The organism is Actinoplanes sp. NBC_00393 (assembly GCF_036053395.1).
Taxonomy (GTDB): domain Bacteria; phylum Actinomycetota; class Actinomycetes; order Mycobacteriales; family Micromonosporaceae; genus Actinoplanes.
This window is the reverse complement of sequence record NZ_CP107942.1, coordinates 10,662,448-10,680,446: the sequence shown is the minus strand read 5'-3', so window position 1 is coordinate 10,680,446 and position 17,999 is coordinate 10,662,448. Positions and strand designations below refer to the sequence as shown.

The 17,999-nt window shown below is 71.6% G+C and carries 15 protein-coding genes; 4 read left to right on the top strand and 11 right to left on the bottom strand.

Annotation, left to right across the window (positions count from 1 at the left end):
• Positions 1-5: 5 nt before the first annotated feature.
• Positions 6-1,994 (bottom strand): MDR family MFS transporter, encoded by a 1,989-nt coding sequence (locus tag OHA21_RS49500; protein WP_328467613.1) that lies wholly within the window; start codon positions 1,992-1,994, stop codon positions 6-8.
• Between the two features lie 107 nt (positions 1,995-2,101).
• Between OHA21_RS49500 and OHA21_RS49495 the strand changes: the two genes are divergently transcribed.
• Positions 2,102-3,094: an SDR family NAD(P)-dependent oxidoreductase gene (locus OHA21_RS49495; protein ID WP_328467612.1), complete on the top strand. Its 993-nt coding sequence runs from the start codon at positions 2,102-2,104 to the stop codon at positions 3,092-3,094.
• 1 nt (position 3,095) lies between these two features.
• Here the strand turns inward: OHA21_RS49495 and OHA21_RS49490 are convergent, their stop codons facing one another.
• Entirely contained in the window at positions 3,096-3,638 is a 543-nt protein-coding gene (locus OHA21_RS49490) for a TetR/AcrR family transcriptional regulator (protein WP_328467610.1), read from the bottom strand.
• Between the two features lie 166 nt (positions 3,639-3,804).
• Here OHA21_RS49490 and OHA21_RS49485 point away from each other — a divergent pair, with 166 nt between their 5' ends.
• Positions 3,805-4,869, top strand: coding sequence for a hypothetical protein (locus tag OHA21_RS49485; protein WP_328467608.1), 1,065 nt, complete (start codon positions 3,805-3,807; stop codon positions 4,867-4,869).
• Between the two features lie 54 nt (positions 4,870-4,923).
• Here OHA21_RS49485 and OHA21_RS49480 read toward each other — a convergent pair whose 3' ends face one another.
• The 8 genes from OHA21_RS49480 to OHA21_RS49445 all read right to left on the bottom strand — a co-directional run bounded on the left by OHA21_RS49480 (position 4,924) and on the right by OHA21_RS49445 (position 15,529).
• On the bottom strand, positions 4,924-5,220 hold the full coding sequence (locus OHA21_RS49480) for a MoaD/ThiS family protein (protein ID WP_328467606.1): 297 nt from the start codon (positions 5,218-5,220) through the stop codon (positions 4,924-4,926).
• Positions 5,217-6,332 (bottom strand): WD40/YVTN/BNR-like repeat-containing protein, encoded by a 1,116-nt coding sequence (locus OHA21_RS49475; RefSeq protein ID WP_328467596.1) that lies wholly within the window; start codon positions 6,330-6,332, stop codon positions 5,217-5,219. The genes OHA21_RS49480 and OHA21_RS49475 overlap by 4 nt, the downstream gene beginning before the upstream one ends.
• Before the next feature lie 88 nt (positions 6,333-6,420).
• Entirely contained in the window at positions 6,421-7,962 is a 1,542-nt protein-coding gene (locus OHA21_RS49470) for a methyl-accepting chemotaxis protein (protein ID WP_328467594.1), read from the bottom strand.
• A 70-nt stretch (positions 7,963-8,032) separates the two neighbouring features.
• Positions 8,033-8,701, bottom strand: a complete 669-nt coding sequence (locus OHA21_RS49465) for a response regulator (protein ID WP_328467592.1) — start codon at positions 8,699-8,701, stop codon at positions 8,033-8,035.
• The gene (locus OHA21_RS49460) at positions 8,698-11,175 is read right to left on the bottom strand and encodes a DUF4118 domain-containing protein (RefSeq protein WP_328467590.1); all 2,478 of its coding nucleotides are present in this window, start codon (positions 11,173-11,175) and stop codon (positions 8,698-8,700) included. The genes OHA21_RS49465 and OHA21_RS49460 overlap by 4 nt, the downstream gene beginning before the upstream one ends.
• Before the next feature lie 24 nt (positions 11,176-11,199).
• A complete protein-coding gene (locus OHA21_RS49455) occupies positions 11,200-12,432 on the bottom strand; it encodes an SLC13 family permease (protein WP_328467588.1) in 1,233 nt (410 codons plus the stop codon).
• 34 nt (positions 12,433-12,466) lie between these two features.
• Positions 12,467-13,762 carry a hemolysin family protein gene (locus tag OHA21_RS49450; protein WP_328467586.1) on the bottom strand — a complete coding sequence of 432 codons (1,296 nt, stop codon included), beginning with the start codon at positions 13,760-13,762 and terminating at the stop codon, positions 12,467-12,469.
• Positions 13,763-13,858: 96 nt separating this feature from the next.
• Positions 13,859-15,529: an FAD-binding protein gene (locus OHA21_RS49445; protein ID WP_328467585.1), complete on the bottom strand. Its 1,671-nt coding sequence runs from the start codon at positions 15,527-15,529 to the stop codon at positions 13,859-13,861.
• A 79-nt stretch (positions 15,530-15,608) separates the two neighbouring features.
• Between OHA21_RS49445 and OHA21_RS49440 the strand changes: the two genes are divergently transcribed.
• Positions 15,609-16,160: a TetR/AcrR family transcriptional regulator gene (locus OHA21_RS49440; protein ID WP_328467584.1), complete on the top strand. Its 552-nt coding sequence runs from the start codon at positions 15,609-15,611 to the stop codon at positions 16,158-16,160.
• A 35-nt stretch (positions 16,161-16,195) separates the two neighbouring features.
• Positions 16,196-17,206, top strand: coding sequence for a DUF2278 family protein (locus OHA21_RS49435; RefSeq protein ID WP_328467582.1), 1,011 nt, complete (start codon positions 16,196-16,198; stop codon positions 17,204-17,206).
• 256 nt (positions 17,207-17,462) lie between these two features.
• Here the strand turns inward: OHA21_RS49435 and OHA21_RS49430 are convergent, their stop codons facing one another.
• A complete protein-coding gene (locus OHA21_RS49430) occupies positions 17,463-17,660 on the bottom strand; it encodes a hypothetical protein (RefSeq protein ID WP_328467581.1) in 198 nt (65 codons plus the stop codon).
• Positions 17,661-17,999: the final 339 nt, after the last annotated feature.

Genomic DNA, 17,999 nt, shown 5'->3' with positions numbered 1-17,999 from the left:
AGCGCTCAGGATGCCCGCTGCTCGTCCACCAGACGGGTGGCGATGTTGCCCAGAGCCTCGTCCAGCAGCGCCCGATCCTGCGGGTCGGCCATGGTGATGTCGTCGAGGTGCGCGTCGAGCCACCCGCGCCAGGCCTCCCAGACCCGGTCGAACTGCTCCTCGCCGGCGTCGGTCAGATGGACCGTGTCGCCGTCGATCCGGGCGTATCCCGCCTGGCAGAGGTCGGTGAACGCGGGCCGGAGCACCTCGGGCGGGATCCGGTAGCGATCGGCGATCTCGGGCAGTTCGGCCCGGCCGCGAGCGGTGGTGTGCAGATGCGTCTGGCCCATGGCCCACGCCTGCGACCGGCTCAGGTCGGCGCCGGAGTCGGCCAGGACGGTCTCCAGGCCCGCGCCGCCGCGGCGGATGGTGTCGCTGATCTGCCTCTCCAGCTGGCTCACCCGATCGTCGGAGGCGGGCGGCGAGAAGCCTTCGCCGACGTCCGTCGCGTGGGCCCGGGCGCTGTCGCGCAACGGCAGCTCCTTGAGGAACCAGGCGACCACGAAGCCGAGCACGGCGACCGGCACCACCCAGCGGAAGACGTAGTTGATCGCGTCGGCGTAGGCCGCGATGATCGGCGCGGCCCGGGCCGGATCGAGGGCGTTGAGCGCGGCCGGCTCCTGCGCGGTCAGCGGCGGCACCCCGGTGGCGGCGAGCGCCGGGCCCATCTCCGACTCGAGGCGGCTGCTGTAGAGGCTGCCGAAGACCGCGGTGCCGAAAGCGCTGCCGAGCGTACGGAAGAAGGTCACTCCCGAGGTCGCGGTGCCCAGATCGGCGTACGGCACGGTGTTCTGCACGACGATCGTGAGCACCTGCATGGACAGCCCGATCCCGGCGCCCAGCACGAACATGTAGAGCGACTCCAGCCAGGTGCTGGTGGACGAGTCCATGGTCGACATCAGGTAGAGCCCGACCGTCATCACCGCGGCGCCGGCGATCGGGAACACCCGGTACCGGCCGGTGCGGCTGACCAGGTTGCCGGAGAGGATCGAGGTGACGAACAGGCCGGCCACCATCGGCAGGGTGCGCACCCCGGAGGCGGTGGCCGAGACCCCGTCCACGTATTGCAGGTAGGTGGGCAGGAACGTCATCGCACCGAGCATCGCGAACCCGACGATGAAGCTGAGCGTCGAGCAGACGGTGAAGACCGAGTTGCGGAACAGCCGCATCGGCAGCATCGGCTCGGTGGCCCGCAGCTCGACCAGGACGAAGCCGGTGAACAGGGCGATCGAGCCGGCGAACAGACCGATGATGATCGGGGAGGACCAGGCGTACTCCTTGCCGCCCCACTCCAGCGCCAGGATCATGCTGGTCGCGCCGGCGGCGACCAGACCGATGCCGGCGTAGTCGATGATCGGGCGGGCCGCGGACCGGATCGACGGCAGCGCCCGCGCCGCCATCACGATCACCACGGCGGCCACCGGCAGGTTCACGTAGAACGCCCACCGCCAGCTCAGGTGGTCGGTGAACAGACCGCCCAGGGTCGGTCCGACCACGGTCGTGATGCCGAAGACCGCGCCGAGCGCGCCCTGGTAGCGGCCCCGGTCGCGCAGCGGGATGACGTCGGCGATCAGCGCCATCGCGGTGACCATCAGCCCGCCGCCACCGATGCCCTGGATCGCCCGGGCGGCGACCAGCATCAGCATGTCCTGGGCCAGGCCGCAGAGCGCCGAACCGGCCACGAACACGATCGCGCTGACCTGGAAGACCAGCTTGCGGCCGAACAGGTCGCCGAACTTGCCGGCCAGAACCGTGGCCACCGTCTCGGCCAGCAGGTACGCCGTGACGACCCACGACATGTGCCCGGCCCCGCCGAGGTCCGCCACGATCGTCGGGAGCGCCGTCGACACGATCGTCTGGTCCAGTGCGGCGAGCAGCATCCCGAGCAGGATCGCGACGAAAACGACGTTCCTCTGCCGGTTGCCGAGCACGGCCGGTGCGGTGGCGGTGGCCATGATCCGAGTCTTCCGGGCGGCGGGCCGGGATGTGGCGGCTATCCGAAATCGCCGAAGTAAACTAAGTTGACTTCGACTTTCCCGCAGCTCACGAAGGATGTACGAGAATGGCGAACCCGCTCACCGCCGGCAGCACGGTCGGCGACTGGCTGGACCACCCCGAGGGCGGACCGGCCCTGCGCGCCCTGCTCGGCCAGGGTGGCTTCGACGAGTCGGTCCTCGCCCCGGTGCGTCAGCTCCCACTTCAGCAGATGGTCGCCCTCAGCCAGGGCAGGATCCCGCAGAGTGTCGTCGACGACCTGGTCCTGCAGGTGAACGGCGGCGTCGCGCCCACGGCCGAGGCGACGAACGGAACCGAACGGATCGTGGCCGGCCGGTTCGACGGGCAGACCGTGATCGTCACCGGCGCCGCCTCCGGCATCGGCCGCGCCACCGCCTCCCGGATCGTCCGCGAGGGTGGCCGGGTGATCGCCGTCGACATCACCGGCGACAAGCTGAAAGAGCTGGCCGACGACAACGTGGTCACCGTCGAGGCCGACATCACCAAGCCCGAGGACGTGGAACGCATCGTCGCGGCGGCCGGCGACCGGATCGACGGCCTGGCCAACATCGCCGGTGTGGTCGACGACTTCAGCCCGATCCACGAGACCGCCGACGCCGTCTGGGAGCGGGTCTTCGCGGTCAACGTCGACGGGGTCTTCCGGCTCACCCGCGCCGTCGTCCCCTCGATGCTGTCGGCCGGCCGCGGCGCCATCGTGAACGTCGCCTCCGAGGCCGCTCTGCGCGGCAACGCCGCGGGCGTCGCCTACACCGCCTCGAAGCACGCGGTGGTCGGCCTCACCAAGAACACCGCATTCATGTACGGCCCACAGGGCATCCGCACCAACGCGGTGGCACCCGGCGGAGTCGCCACCGGTATGGCTCAGCCGTCGAACTCGTCGGCCTTCGGTCAGGGCCGGACCGGCCCGTTCCTGCGCCTGATCCCGCCGGTCGCCCTGGCCGAGCACCTGGCCGCGTCGATCACCTTCCTGCTGAGCGACGACGGGGTGAACCTCAACGGCGTGGTGCTGCCGTCCGACGGCGGCTGGTCGGTGCAGTAACTCAGGTCGTCAGCACCTGCTGCAGCAGGGTTCCGTAACGCACCACCAGCTCACGGTGGTCGGCGGCGAGCAGCGTCTCGTCGCCGACCACCCACAGCGCGTACAGCAGACCGCCCACCACCGCCGCGGCCAGCCGGGCCCGCAGATCGGCGTCCGGGCCGGACAGCCGGGCCCGCACCGGGCCGACGAACGTACGCTCGTGGATCTGCTGCAACCGCGCCTTGATCTGCTCCTCGTTGCTGCCGCGGACCAGCGCCAGATAAACCCCGCGGATGTCGTCGTCAGCGAGCAGCACCTCGACGAACCGCTCCCCGAACCCCTCCAGCGGCACGTCCAGCAGCGGCTCGTCGTCGATGCTCAGGTGCATGGTCTCCAGGAACAGCAGTTCCTTCGTACCGAAATGCCGGATCACCAGCGCCGGGTTGCTGCGGGCCAGGGCCGCGATGTCACGCACCGACGTACGCGCGAACCCGCGCTCCCGGAACAGCTGCGTGGCAGCGATGCGGATCTCCTCCCGGGTCGCTTCGCCGGTGCGTCTGGCCATGCCCTGAATCGTATGGGTACGACTTTTCGCACGTCACGTGGCCCGCTTAGCCCTTCGGGGCCAACCCGCGGGCCGATGGAGCCGGATTCCCCCGAACGAGGAAGACGCCTGCGCGTCTCGTGCTCAGCTTGCCAAGTCATGGCAATTTGCACGAGAAAGGTATGACATGCGCAAGGCGACACGAAGCCTGACCATCGCCGGCCTCGGGCTGCTGGCCGGTGCGGCGATCGGGGCGGGACCGGCTCAGGCCGCACCCGGCAACCCGCCGCCGCCCGGTTCCGACAGCGTCGTCGGCACCTACGACACCCAGAAAGCATGCGAGTCGGTCAGCGGCCTCGGCGCCCACCTCGGGCTCTGGGACCGGAACGACTGCGCGGGCGCCTTCCACGGCGTGCGTCGGGTCTTCGTTCTCTACGCCGAGTTCGACACCGGCGCACCGCCGGCGTGGCCCGGCGTGCCCAGCGGCCCCGGCACGCCCGGCGGACCGGGAGCTCCGAGCATGCCCGACCCCGCGACACCCACACAGCCCACCACGCCGGACCAGTCTGGGACGGGCACGCCTGCCCAGCCTGCGCCGGGCGACACGACCACACCGCCTACGGACGCCACGCCGCCCACCGACACCGCACCGCCTGCGGACACCGCGCCGCCTGCAGACACCGCACCGCCTGTGGACACCGCACCGCCCGCAGACACCGCGCCGCCGGCGGACACTGACGCCGGTGCGCCGGCTGAGCCCGCGCCGACCGACACCACCGCGCCCGACACCACCGCGCCGGGCACTGGCGAGCCGGGCACCGAGCCTGGAACTGAGCCGGGCACGGCTGAGCCGGATGTCACCGAGCCGGGCACCGCTGCGGCAGTGACCGACACCGACGCCACCACGACCGACGCCGCCGACGCCAATGCCGCGGACGCCAGCACCGCTGCGGACGCCAGCACCGCTGCGGACGCCAACGCCACGGACGCCAACGTTGCCGACGCCAATGCCACAGACGCCAACGTTGCCGACGCCAACGCCGACGCTGCGGACACCAATGCTGCTAACGCCAGCGCTGCGGACGTCAGCATGAACGACGCCAACGCCACGGACGCCGGTATGACCGACGCGACCGGCACCGATGCGGCCGGCACCGACACTGACGCCGCCGACACCACGAGCACTGACACCACGAGCACCGACGCCTCGGATGACACGGCCGCCGCTGACGCGACGACCGCGACTCCCTGAGCCAGCGGCGATCCGACGGCGGCCGGGGATGATCCCCGGCCGCCGACTGCCGGCTCAGCCTCCGGCCATCGCCCCGACGATCAGGAACGGCTCCTCGCCCTTGACGACCCGGTCCGGCAGCGGTGCGTCCGGCGGCTCGTTGGACAGGTCCTCCTCGCACGCGAAGAAGCGGACCAGTGGCCGCCGCTCCCCGGTCCGCCGGTCGCGCATCGTGCCGAGCAGCATCGGGAACTTCTCCTCGACCGCGTCGAGCACCAGCCGCTGGGTGACCTCCCCGCCGACCTCCACCTGCACCTCACCGCGGACGTGGGCCAGGGTCCGCAGGTGCGGTGGCAGGATCACCCGGATCACGGCAGCACCTGGGCTTCCACCGAGAGCACCGGCGGCAGGTCCCGGACGATCGCCTGCCACGTGTCCCCGCTGTCCGCGGACCCGTAGACCTGGCCACCGCTGGTGCCGAAGTAGACACCGCACGAGTCGAGCGTGTCCACGGCCATCGAGTCACGCAGCACGTTGACGTAGCAGTTCTCCTGCGGCAGGCCCGCGGTCAGCGGCTCCCACTGCTCACCACCGGTCCGGCTGCGATAGACGCGCAACTTGCCGTCCATCACGTAGTGCAGCGAGTCGCTGGTGACCGGTACGACGTACAAAGTCTCCGGTTCGTGTGCGTGCACCGCGATCGGGAAGCCGAAGTCGGTCGGCAGGTTTCCGCTGATCTCCCGCCAGTTCGCTCCGGCGTCGTCGGTGCGCATCACGTCCCAGTGCTTCTGCATGAACAGCGTGTCCGGCCGGGACGGGTGCTGCGCGAGCCGGTGCACGCAGTGCCCCACCTCGGCGTCCGGGTCGGCGATGCCCTCGGACATCAGACCCCGGTTGATCGGCAGCCAGCTGTCACCGCCGTCGTCGCTGCGGAACGCGCCGGCCGCCGAGATGGCCACGAAAATCCGGTCCGGGTGCACCGGGTCGAGGATGATGGTGTGCAGGCACATGCCGCCCGCACCGGGCTGCCATTTCGGCGCCGACGGGTGGGTCCGCAGCCCGGTCAGCTCCACCCATTTCTGGCCGCCGTCGGTCGATCTGTAGAGCGCCGCGTCCTCAGCCCCGGCATAGACGACGTCCGGGTCGGTGGGTGACGGCTCGAGGTGCCAGATCCGCTTGAACTCCCAGGGACGGGGTGTCCCGTCGTACCACAGGTGGTCGCCGACCTCGCCGTGGTAGACGAAGTCGTGGTCGACCTGGTTCCAGGACTTGCCGCCGTCGTCGGACCGGTGGATCAGCTGGCCGAACCAGCCGCCCGACGCGGACGCGTACAGCCGGTCCGGGTCGGCCGGTGAACCGTTGACGTGGTAGACCTCCCAGCCGCCGAAGTGCGGGCCGTCGACCTTCCAGTCCTGGCGCCTGCCATCCGAGGTAAGGATGAATGCGCCCTTGCGGGTGCCGACCAGCAACCGAACTCCGCTCATCTCCACTCCCTCCGTAGCAACTTATGAACGCATCATCGTCCATCTCGGCGTACGCATGGGGGCTCGGACGAATGTTCGACCGATCAGGTCAGCCCTGCAGTGCCCGGGCCATTTCGGCCTGCTCGGCGAGGACGTCGTTCATCCGGGCCTGGACACTGTCCATTTTGCCGATCGTCTCGCTCGTGGTGTGGATCCCGGCCGCCACCGTCTCCGCGCTGGCCTGGATCCCGGCGATCTGATCGGCGACCTTCTGGGTGGCCTCGGCGGTCTCCCGGGCCAGTTCCTTGACCTCGCCGGCGACCACCGCGAAGCCCTTGCCGCTCTCCCCGGCCCGCGCCGCCTCGATGGTGGCGTTGAGCGCGAGCAGGTTGGTCTGCTCCGCGATCGATTCGATGATCTTGATGACGTCGCCGATCGCCGCCGACGCCTGGCCCAGCGCGGCGACTTCGGCGGTCATCGCGGAGGCCCGGTCCACCGCCTGCTCGGCGACCGAGGTGGCGTCGCCGCTGGCGCTGCGCAGCCGCTCCACGGTGTCCAGCAGGGCGCGGGCGTTGGCGGCGGCCCGCTCCGATCCGCGCATCACGTCGAGCCGCTGGGAGACGAGCTGCTGCACGTTGCGCAGGGCGGCCGCCCGCGACTCGGACAGGTCGATGTACTCGGTGGTGAAGAAGTCCATGGTGCCGACGATCCGGTCGCCGCTGAGGATCGGGAAGCAGACGCCGGACCGTACGCCGGCCCGCTGTGCCGCCGGCGCCCGCACGCAGTCGGTCAGCTCCGCCAGGTCCCGGACGAAGACGAGGTCCTTGGCCCGCCAGGCCCGCCCGGACAGCCCGACCCCCTCGGCGAAGGTGGCCGCCAGGGTGACCCGCCGGAACTCGTCACCGGCCGACCCGGACTCGACCTGGAACTTGAGCACGTTGTCGGCCGGGTCCACCTCCCAGTACGACCCGTACGCCCAGCCGAACGCCGTCCGCACACTGTCCAGGGCCAGCCGGATCGCACTCTGGCTGTCCGGGGCCGTCCCGAGCCGGGTGACCACCGTCGTCACCGCCGTACGATCGTCGGCGACCTGCCGCAGCTCGGCCGCGGCCACCGCGCTGCTCCGGGACCGCTCGGCGATCCGGGCGATCGAGGCGAACTTCTCCCGCCGCGGCGCGTCCAAGTGCAGCGGGTGGGCCGAGTAATACTCGAGGAGCGCGTACACCTCGGTGCCCTTCGTGACCGGCAGCACGACCGCGCTGACCATGCCGGCCTGCAGCGCCGTCAGGCACCGCCGGCAGTCACCACACTCGGCCGGCGACTCCACGTAGACCGCGTTCCGGGTCCGGAAGGCCTTGCCCACGATGCCGCCGTCGCCCTGCAGCTTCGGGCCTCCGTTCGTGGCCTTCAGCTGCGGCGTGATCCGCCCGGTCTCGTGCGCCAGTTGCAGCGTGCCGTCGGCCGCCGGAAGCCAGACCGCGCCGTAGCCGAAGTTGTACGACTCGACGGTGCTGGCCACCGTGATGCGCCACGCCGTGGCCTCGTCGATCGCCGACTCCAGCGCGAGGACCAGCTGCTCCAGCGCCTCCACGTCACGGGGAGTGGGACGGGTGACTTCCGGGCTCGCCGGCCGGGAACCGAACAACCGCACGGTGTCATCTCCTTGTCGCAGGCCAGCCCGAACGCCGGATACCAGACATATCGGCCCAGAGCCGCGGAGATTAAGGACGGAAGCGGTACCCCATGCCGGGTTCGGTGAGCAGGTGCCGGGGCCGCGCCGGGTCGTCCTCCAGCTTGCGCCGCAGTCGCGCCATGTACTGCCGCAGATAGTTCGTCTCGGTCTGGTACTGCGGCCCCCACACGTCGTGCAGCAGCTCCCGCTGGGTGATCAGCTTGCCGGGGTGGCGCAGCAGGTGCTCCAGCAGCTGCCACTCGGTCGGGGTGAGCCGCACGTCGCCGGAGATCGACCGTTCCGCGAGGTCGACGGTGTGCGCGCCGATCCGCACCACCGGCGCCGCCTCGCCCGCCGGCCGGTTGCGGCGGGTGACCGCGCGGATCCGGGCCAGCAGCTCGTCGACCCCGAACGGCTTGGTCACGTAGTCGTCGGCGCCGGCGTCCAGAGCGGCCACCTTGTCACCGCTGTCGGCCCGGCCGGAGAGCACGATGATCGGCACGTCGGTCCAGCCGCGCAGCCCGCCGATCACCTCGGTGCCCTCCATGTCCGGCAGGCCCAGGTCCAGCACCACCAGGTCGGGGCGGTGCTGCACGGCCAGGTGCAGCGCCGAGGCGCCGTCGCGCGCGGTGTCGACCTCGTACCCGTGGGCCTTCAGGTTGATCCGCAACGCCCGGACGATCTGCGGCTCGTCGTCGACGACCAGAATCCTGGTCATCCGGCAGCCGCCGGCAGCGCGAGGATCATGGTGAGGCCGCCTCCGGGGGTCTCGTCGGGGGTGAGGGTGCCGCCCATCGCCTCGGTCAGGCCCCGGGACAGCGCCAGACCGAGTCCCACACCGGTGTGGGCGTCGCGGTCCCCGAGCCGCTGGAACGGCAGGAAGACATCGTCCCACTTCTCGGCCGGGATGCCCGGACCGTGGTCGATGACCCGCAGCTCGACGGTGCCGCCGAGGCTGCTGCCGGTGATCATCGGCGGTCGCTCCGGCGGGCTGTAGCGCAGCGCGTTGGCGACCAGATTGACCAGCACCCGCTCCAGCAGGCCCGGATCGGCCCGCAGCAACGGCAGATCATCGGGCACGCGCACCACGACGCGGCGGCCGTCCGGGCCGAGATCTTCCAGCGCCATCGGTACGACGTCCTCCGCGCCCACCTCGATCGCGGCGACCCCGAGCGCCCCGGCCTGCAGCCGGCTCATGTCCAGCAGATTCGCCACCAGACGGCCGAGCCGGTCCAGCGACTCGTCGGCGGTGGCCAGCAACTCCGCGCGGTCCTGTTCGTCGAACTCGACCTCGGTGCTGCGCAGACCTTCCACCGCTGCTTTCGCAGACGCGAGGGGCGTACGCAAGTCGTGGCTGACCGCAGCGAGCAATGCTGTGCGCAACCGGTTCGCCTCGGCGAGTGGCCTGGCGGTGGCCGCCTCGGCGGCGAGCCGTTCCTGGCGCAGCGCGACCGCCGCCTGCGCCGCGAACGCCTCCACCACCCGGCGGTCGGAAGCCTCCAGCGTGCGGCCCTTGAGCAGCATCAACAGGTCCGCGTCGACCTGCACCGTGTCGTCGGCCGCGGGCGGCTGCAGACCCGGCCGGCCCACCTCGGCGACGGTCGTCCCGCTCTCCAGCAGCGCGACCGACTCCAGCGCGAACGTCTCCCGGAGCCGGTCGAGCAGCGCGGTCAGCGGCCGCTGCCCGCGCAGCACCCCGCCGGCCACCGTCGCCAGCGTCTGCGCCTCGGCCGACGCCTGCGCGGCCTGCCGGGTGCGTCGGGCCGCGGTGTCCACCACCCAGCTCACCGCCACCGCCACCACGATGAAGATCGCCAGGGCGATCAGGTTCTGCCCCTGCGCGATCGAGAAGCGCCCGTAGGGCGGCGTGAAGAACCAGTTCAGCAGCAGGGATCCGGCGACCGCGGCGAACAGCGCCGGCCACAGCCCGCCGACCAGCGCGACGCCGACCACCGCGGCCAGGAACAGCAGGATGTCGATGATCAGCGGCGGTTCCGGCACGGTCGCCAGCACCACGGTCAGCAACGGCAGGCCGGCCACCGCGAGCCCCAGACCCGCGATGCGGCGGCCCCGCGACAGCGCCGCCGGCACCCGATCGGTACGCCGCCCGCGCCCCGCCCGCTCATGACTGACCAGGTGCACGTCGATCGACCCGGACAGCAGCGTGGTGGTCGCGCCCACCCCGGCGCTGAACAGCCGCGCGAACCGACCACGGCTGGACACCCCGAGCACGATCTGGGTGGCGTTCACCCCGCGCGCGAACTCCAGCAGCGCCCGCGGCACGTCCGTGCCGGACACCTGGTGGTACGACCCGCCGAGGCTCTCCGCCAGCACCCGCTGCCGGGCCAGCACCGCCGGATCCGCCCCGGCCAGGCCGTCACTGCGGGTCACGTGCACCGCCAGCAGGTCGGCGCCCCGGCTGCGGGCGGCGATCCGCGCGGCCCGGCGGATCAGCGTGTCCCCCTCGGCGCCGCCGGCCAGCGCCACCACCACCCGCTCCCGGGTCTCCCAGGTGTCGTCGATGTCGTGGTCGGCGCGGTACCGGTCCAGCTGCTCCTCGACCTGATCGGCCAGCCAGAGCAGCGCCAGCTCCCGCAGCGCGGTCAGGTTGCCGGCCCGGAACCAGTTGCCGAGCGCCGCGTCGATCTTCTCCGGCCGGTAGACGTTGCCGTGCGCCATCCGCCGGCGCAGCGCCTCCGGCGTCATGTCGACCAGCTCGACCTGCTCGGCCGCCCGCACCACCGCGTCCGGAACGGTCTCCCGCTGCTCGACACCGGTGATCCGGGCGACCACGTCGTTCAGCGACTCCAGATGCTGCACGTTCACCGTGGTCAGAACACTGATCCCGGCGTCCAGCAACTCGTGCACGTCCTGCCAGCGCTTGGCGTTGCGCGAACCCGGCACGTTGGTGTGCGCCAGCTCGTCCACCACGGCCAGCTGCGGTCGCCGGGCCAGCACCGCGTCCAGGTCCATCTCGGCGAAGTCGGCACCGCGATACTTCACGCCGCGCCGCGGCACGATCTCGAGCTCCCCGATCATGGCCGCGGTGTGCTCCCGGCCATGCGTCTCCACCAGGCCGATCACCACGTCGGCGCCACGCCCGGCCCGCCGCCGCGCCTCCTCGAGCATCGCGTACGTCTTGCCGACTCCCGGCGCCGCACCGAGATAGATCCGCAGTTCACCGCGAGCCACGATCAGACATTGTCCCGGATCGGCTCAGAGGCCGGTCAGGCGCAGGGTCGCCCAGAGGGCCGTCACCGCGGCGAGCAGGCACAGCGGTACGGTCGCCGCGCCCAGCAGCAGGAACTCGCGGGTACGGGGCGCAGCCTGGCGGGCGTGCAGGATCCGCCGCCACAGCAGGGTGGCCAGCGAGCCGGCGTAGGTCAGGTTCGGGCCGATGTTGACGCCGATCAGGACAGCGAGCAGCAACCCGGGTGATGACGACACCGCGGGGAGCAGGACAAGTGTGGCGGGCAGGTTGTTGAGCACGTTCGCCAGGACCGCGGCGAGCACGGCCACGCCGAGCAGGCTGAGGAAGCCGGCGTCCGCCGGGACCAGGCCGTCGACCCAGTCGCCCAGGCCGGCCTCCCGGACGGCCAGCACCACCACGCCCAAGGCCAGGACGAATGCGCAGAACGCCGGGTTCGACGAGGTCAGCAGGTCGGCAGGGCGGATCGTGCGGTCGCGCAGCAGCGGGACGGCCAGGGCAGCGGCGCCGGCGGCCGCGGACCAGGCTGGTTCGACACCGAGCGGCTGCAGCACGGCGAAGGCGGCCAGCGTGCCGGCCAGCACGGTCAGGGCGTAGCGGGGTGCCGGGCCGGGCGCCTCCGGGACGCGTTCCGCGGGGGCGGACAGGTCGCGGGCGAAGAAGAGCTGGAAGACCAGGTACTCGACCGCGATGACGGCGAGCCAGGGTGCGGCCATCAGGGCGGCGAAGCCGGCGAACGTCAGGCCGCTGGCGGCGAACGCGAGGAGGTTCGTCAGGTTGGAGACCGGCAGCAGCAGCGAGGCCGAGTTGGCCAGGTGGTTGCAGGCGTAGGCGTACGGGCGGGGGCGGACCCCGGCGCGGGTCGCGACGGCGAGGACGACCGGGGTGAGCAGGACGACGGTGGCGTCCAGGCTGAGCGCCGCGGTGGTCACCGCGGCGGCGCCGAAGACCGAGGCGAGCAGGCGGCGCGGCCGGCCCCTCCCGGTACGCGCGACGACCGCCCCGAGATAGCCGAACACGCCGTGCCGTTCCGCCGCGAACGCCAGCACCAGAACCGCGGCCAGGAAGGCGACGGTGGGCGCGAGTTCGCGTACCTCGGAAAGAGCCGCCGCCGGAGTGACCAGGCCGAGCAGCAGGGTGAGCAGCGCCGCGGGAACCGCGGCCGCGGCCTCGGGCAGTCCCCGGGGCCGCGCCACCGCGAAGCCGAGCACCCCGCCCAGCAAGCCCAGCGCCGTGATCACGGCACCGGCATTGCCCTGCCGAGCGGGTGCTCAATCAGACCGGAACGTCCTCCGCCGGCCGCTCGGCCAGGGGACGCAGCCGCAGCCTGGTGATGGCCCGGCCGGTGATCTCCACCACCTCGGCGGTGTGGCCGTCGATGGCCACCGTCTCGCCCGGAGCGGTCGGGATGTGGCCGAGGCGGGCCAGGACCAGACCGGCGACCGTGGTGTAGTCGCCCGCGTCGAGCTCCTCGATGTCGACGCCGATGTCCGGCAGGTCGTGGATCGGGAAGGTGCCGGGCAGCAGCATCGCCCCGTCGTCCTCGCGGATCACCGACTGCACGTCCCGGTCGGTCTCGTCGTAGATCTCGCCGACGACCTCCTCGACCAGGTCCTCCATCGTCACGATGCCGTCGATGGCGCCGCGCTCGTCCACCACCAGGGCGAACTGCTGGCGCTGCACGCGCAGCTGGCGCATCGCGTCGGACACCTTCAGCGTCTCCGGCAGGAACAGCGGGGTGAACATGTGATCGCTGACCGGGCCCTCGGCGCCGATCAGGTCACGCAGGTGCACCACGCCGAGCACGTCGTCCAGACCCATCGGCCCGGTGACCGGGGCCCGCGAGTGGCCACCGGCGACCAGCCGGTCCAGGGCCTCGCCCGCCGGCGTGTCGGCCGGCAGGATCACCACGTCGCGGCGGGGCACCAGGATCTCCCGCAGGATCCGGTCGGCGATCTCGAACGCGCCGGAGATGATGGTGCGCTGCTCGGCGGTGATGTCCTGCTGCTGCGCGACCATGTCGCGGATCTCCTCGGTGCTGACCTCCTCGCGGCCCGCCTCCGGGTCGCCGCCGGCCAGCTTGACCACCAGGTCGGTGGCCTTGCCGAGCAGCCAGTTCACCGGCCGGGCGAGCGTGGAGAGCACATCCAGCGGACGGGCGACCAGCATCGCCCAGCCCTCGGCGCGCTGCATGGCGATCCGCTTGGGCGCCAGCTCACCGAGAACCAGGGTGAAGAACGTGAGCACGATGGTGATCAGAAGAATCGCCACCGGTTCGGCGGCGGTGCCGATGAGGCCGCTCAGCGGCTCGATCAACGGCTGGGCCAGCGTGGTGGCCGCGGCAGCCGAGGCCAGGAAGCCGGCCAGGGTGATTCCGATCTGAATGGTGGCCAGGAACCGGTTCGGGTCCCGGGCCAGCTTGGCGAGCGTCCGGCCGGTGCGGGACTGCCGCTCCAGACGTTGCAACTGGCTCTCCCGCAGCGAGATGAGCGCCATCTCACTACCCGAAAAAGCCGCGTTGAGCAGCACAAGCACTACGACGAGGACAACTTGCCACCCGTATCCGCCCACGGCGGAAATCAACTCCTTCGCTGACAGAGATGCGAAGTTCCCAGCCTACCCAGGAAAGCTGTGAGTCATTCCCAGGTAGGTGGGTGTCGATCTTCGTCAGGCGGTCGCAGCCGTTTCTTTCACCCGTGCGGCGGCGTCCCGGCCGGCCCGGTAGCCGAAGACCACGGCCGGGGCGATGGTCGAGCCGGGGCCCGGATAGGTGCGGCCCATCACCGAGGCGGTGGTGTTGCCGGCCGCGTACAGGCCGGTGATCGCCGCACCGTCGGCGCGGACCGCACGGCCCTCGGCGTCGGTCAGCAGGCCGCCCTTGGTGCCGAGGTCGCCGGGGACCAACTGGACCGCGGTGAACGGGCCCTTCTCCAGCGCGCCCAGGTTCGGGTTCGGCTTGACGGTCGGGTCGCCGTAGTAGTTGTCGTAGACCGTACGGCCGCGCTCGAAGTCCTCGTCGACGCCGCTGCGGGCGAAGCCGTTGAACCGGTCCACGGTGGCGCGCAGCTTCGCCGGCTCCATGCCCAGCTCGGCTGCCAGTCCCTCGATGGTGTCCGCGGACCGGACGATGCCCGCCTCCCGCAGCTTCTTCGTGCCCTGCAGGAACGCGTTGAACAGGTAGCGCCGGCGGTGCCGGACGTCCAGGATCAGCCAGCTCGGGATGGCCGGGACGGTCTTGTTCCGCTCCAGGATGGCGTGCCCGAAGTCGATGTAGCTGGCCGACTCGTTGGTGAACCGCTCGCCGGAGGAGTCCACGACGATGCTGTACGGCATCGACCGCTCGGAGAGCACGAACTGGTGGTGGTCGCCGCCGGGCAGCGGCACCGAGGCGCCCCACCACGCGTCGTCCATCAGCTCCAGCCGGGCGCCGGCCGCCTCGGCGATCCGGATCGGGTCGCCCAGGTCGCCCTCGGAGGCCGAGCTGTAGCCGGGCACGCCGTGGTGCTGCTCGCGCCACGCGGTGTTGTGCGCGAACCCGCCCCCGCCCAGGATCACGCCGCCGCGGGCCCGGATGCGCTGGGTCGTACCCTCCGCGGTCCTGACCACCGCGCCGGTCACGGCGCCGGTCTCGTCGGTGATCAGCTCGGTGAGCGGGGTGTTGAGCCGGATCTCCACGCCCTGCTTCAGCAGGATGGTCAGCATGCTGGCGGTGAGCGCCGAGCCGAGACCGAAGAGCCGCTTGCCGCGGACCAGCCCGAAGATCGTGCGGAACACGAAGCGGGCGCCGCGGACGAACCCGTCCGGTGTGGACCAGGCACGCGACAGCAGCCAGACGTCGTCGGTCTTCAGTGGGGCGGGAAGGCTGTCCCGGCCGCGGAACGTCGCGTACCACTCGCCGAGCTTCTTCGTGTCGAACGGCTCGACCTCGATGCCCCGGCCGACCATGCCGCCGGGCCGGTCCGGGTAGTAGTCGGGGTAGTCCTTCGACGCGGTCCACCGGACGCCGAGGCGGGCCAGCAGCTCGTACACCTCGGGGATGGTCTCCACGAACGCGCGCCGCCGCTCCGGCGAGCTGGCCGGGCCGGCCTCGCCGATCGCCGCCTCGAGGTAGGTGAGCGCCTTGTCCACCGAGTCCTCGCCGCCGTGCTTCGCGATCAGCGGGTTGGTGGGCATCCAGAGCCCGCCTCCGCTGAGCGCCGTGGTGCCGCCCCATTTGCCGGTGCTTTCCACCACGAGCACGCCGGCGCCGGCATCAGCCGCGGCGATCGCCGCCGCCATGCCGGCCCCTCCGGTGCCCACCACCAGCACGTCTACTTCGCGGTCCCATGTCTGGGTCATGTTGCCTCCCTAGCCGCTCGGCTACGCGGCAAGGTAGCCGATCGGCTACCCGGCAACAAGGTCTCGGTACGATCCGGCCGTGAACGGGAGCGCACGGGAGCGGGTTCTGGCCGCCGCACTGGAACTCTTCGCCGAACACGGGGTCAGCGGCACCTCGCTCCAGATGATCGCCGACCGGCTCGGCGTCACGAAGGCGGCCGTCTACCACCAGTTCCCCACCAAGGAGGAGATCGTCCTCGCGGTGATCGACCCGGCACTGGCGCGGCTCGGCCCGCTCGCCGAGGCCGCGGAGTCCCGGCGTACCCCGGCCGCCCGCCGCCGCGCCGCCCTCACCGGCGTCGTCGACCTGGTGGTGGAGTACCGCCGCCTCTCCGCGGTGCTCAGCTTCGACCCGGTGGTGAGCCGGCTGGTCCGCCGGCACCCCGCGATCGCCGCCATCCAGCGCGTCGTCGCGCTGCTCACCGGCGCCGACCCGGACGACGCCACCCGGGTGGACGTGCTGATGGTCGCCGGCGGCCTGGTGCTGGCCGGCACCGAGGGCAATCTCGCCGATCTCGACGACGAAACCCTGCGCCGCCATTTGTTGACAACGGCCGGGCGCACATTACGCCTCAAGATGTCATCGGGCTGACGGACAGCGGCGACAATGAGGCGTTCACTGTTTTCATGCCGCTGAAAAGATATGGCGTGCTACGGGCCGCCGTGATCGACCGCCGGATCGAGACCACCGACACGCCGCATTATCAGATCCAATTACGGGCCGCCGGGGTCGATTACCGCGCGGCCGTGAACGTACGCTCCCAGCAGTCCCCGCCGGACCTGCTGTATCTCGGCGTGAGCCGGTTCGTCCACCCGGTCACCGACAAGCTCCGCGGCCTGCCCGACGGCTTCAACGAACTGGAGAGCCGGTCCGGCGGCGCCGCCCTCGATTACATTCGCGGAAATCTGTTCCAGCGTGATCAGATGCGTCCCGTTCCGACCTCCGCACCCGGCCCGGAGAACGATCTCGGCGATTTCCTCGATCATTTCGTCCGGCGCGCTATCGGCGATTCCGAAGCCCGCTCATACGTCTTCGGCGAAGCATGGGGACCGGAGCAGAAAGCCGACAAGATCTTCAATTTCCGGCCCGGTAACGGCATTCACGACGTCCACATGAACCAGGGCAACGCCGGCCGTTTCGCCGGCGACAACGGCGTCCATCAGGACGGCGCCCTGCTGCTGCACTTCCCGGCCACCGACGACTGGGTGGCGATCTTCCTGGCCTTCCAGTCCCAGGTCTGGCACACCGACGACATCACCGGCCACCCGCTGCCGGACGTCAGCCGCCCCGGGCCGACCCCCGGCCCCAGCGAGCCCGACCACCTGGTCCGCATCGTCGCCGCCCTGGTCAACCCGCGCGGCCCCGCACCCGAACCGGAGTCGGTCACCCTGCTCAACGCCTCCCCCGACGACCTCGACCTGACCGGCTGGTCGCTGATCGACGCGGCCGGCGCCCGCCTCGAGCTCTCCGGCCACCTGCCGTCCGGCGCGACCCTCCAGCTCCGCACCAGCCCACCCTTGACCCTGAGCAACCGCGGCGGCGCGCTGACCTTGCTGAACGCCGCCGGCCTCAAGGTGGACGGCGTTGCCTACACCGCCGGCCAGGCCTCCCGCGAGGGCTGGACAATAACTTTCTGAACCCCTTCGGGGTACGCGCGACGCCGTCCCCAAAACCCTGCCCGTCCCGCGAGTCCGCGCGGGCAGGCAGCCACGCCAGGCCCCAGCGCGGCCGCCGGGCTTAAGCACGGGGCCGCCCACCGTCCAACACCCACCACCCACCAGCCCCCAGCCACCTGATCGCCGACCGCCGCGCAAGCCCGCCGATCAACCAGCGAGCCGCCACTGCGATGCCGACCTTGATCAAATACGCCTGACGCTCAGCGTTCCCCACGGCCTACGTCCAGCGACGAGCGGCTGCCGCGGGCAGGCGGCGCTGCGGCAGGCGGCGCTGCGGCAGGCGGCGCTGCGGCAGGCGGCGCTGCGGCAGGCGGCGCTGCGGCAGGCGGCGCTGCGGCAGGCGGCGCTGCGGCAGGCGGGCGGGGCTGCGGGCGGGCGGGCGGGGCTGCGGGCGGGCGGGGCTGCCGGCGGGCACTGACGGCTGCGGCGGTCGGCTGATCCGGGCGCCGCACGGCCGGTCGTGGCGACGATGACCAGCGTGAGCTACGGCCGAACGCCGCCAGCCGCCACCCACGCCTGCCACCGCAACCGCATAACCAGCCTCAACGACGGCCGAACGCCGCCAGCCGCCACCCACGCCCGCTACCGCAACCCCATAACCAGCCTCAGCGACGGCCGGACACCACCAGCCGCCACCCACGCCCGCCACCGCAACCCCATAACCAGCCTCAGCGACGGCCGGACACCACCAGCCGCCACCCACGCCCGCCACCGCAACCCCATAACCAGCCTCAGCGACGGCCGGACGCCGCCA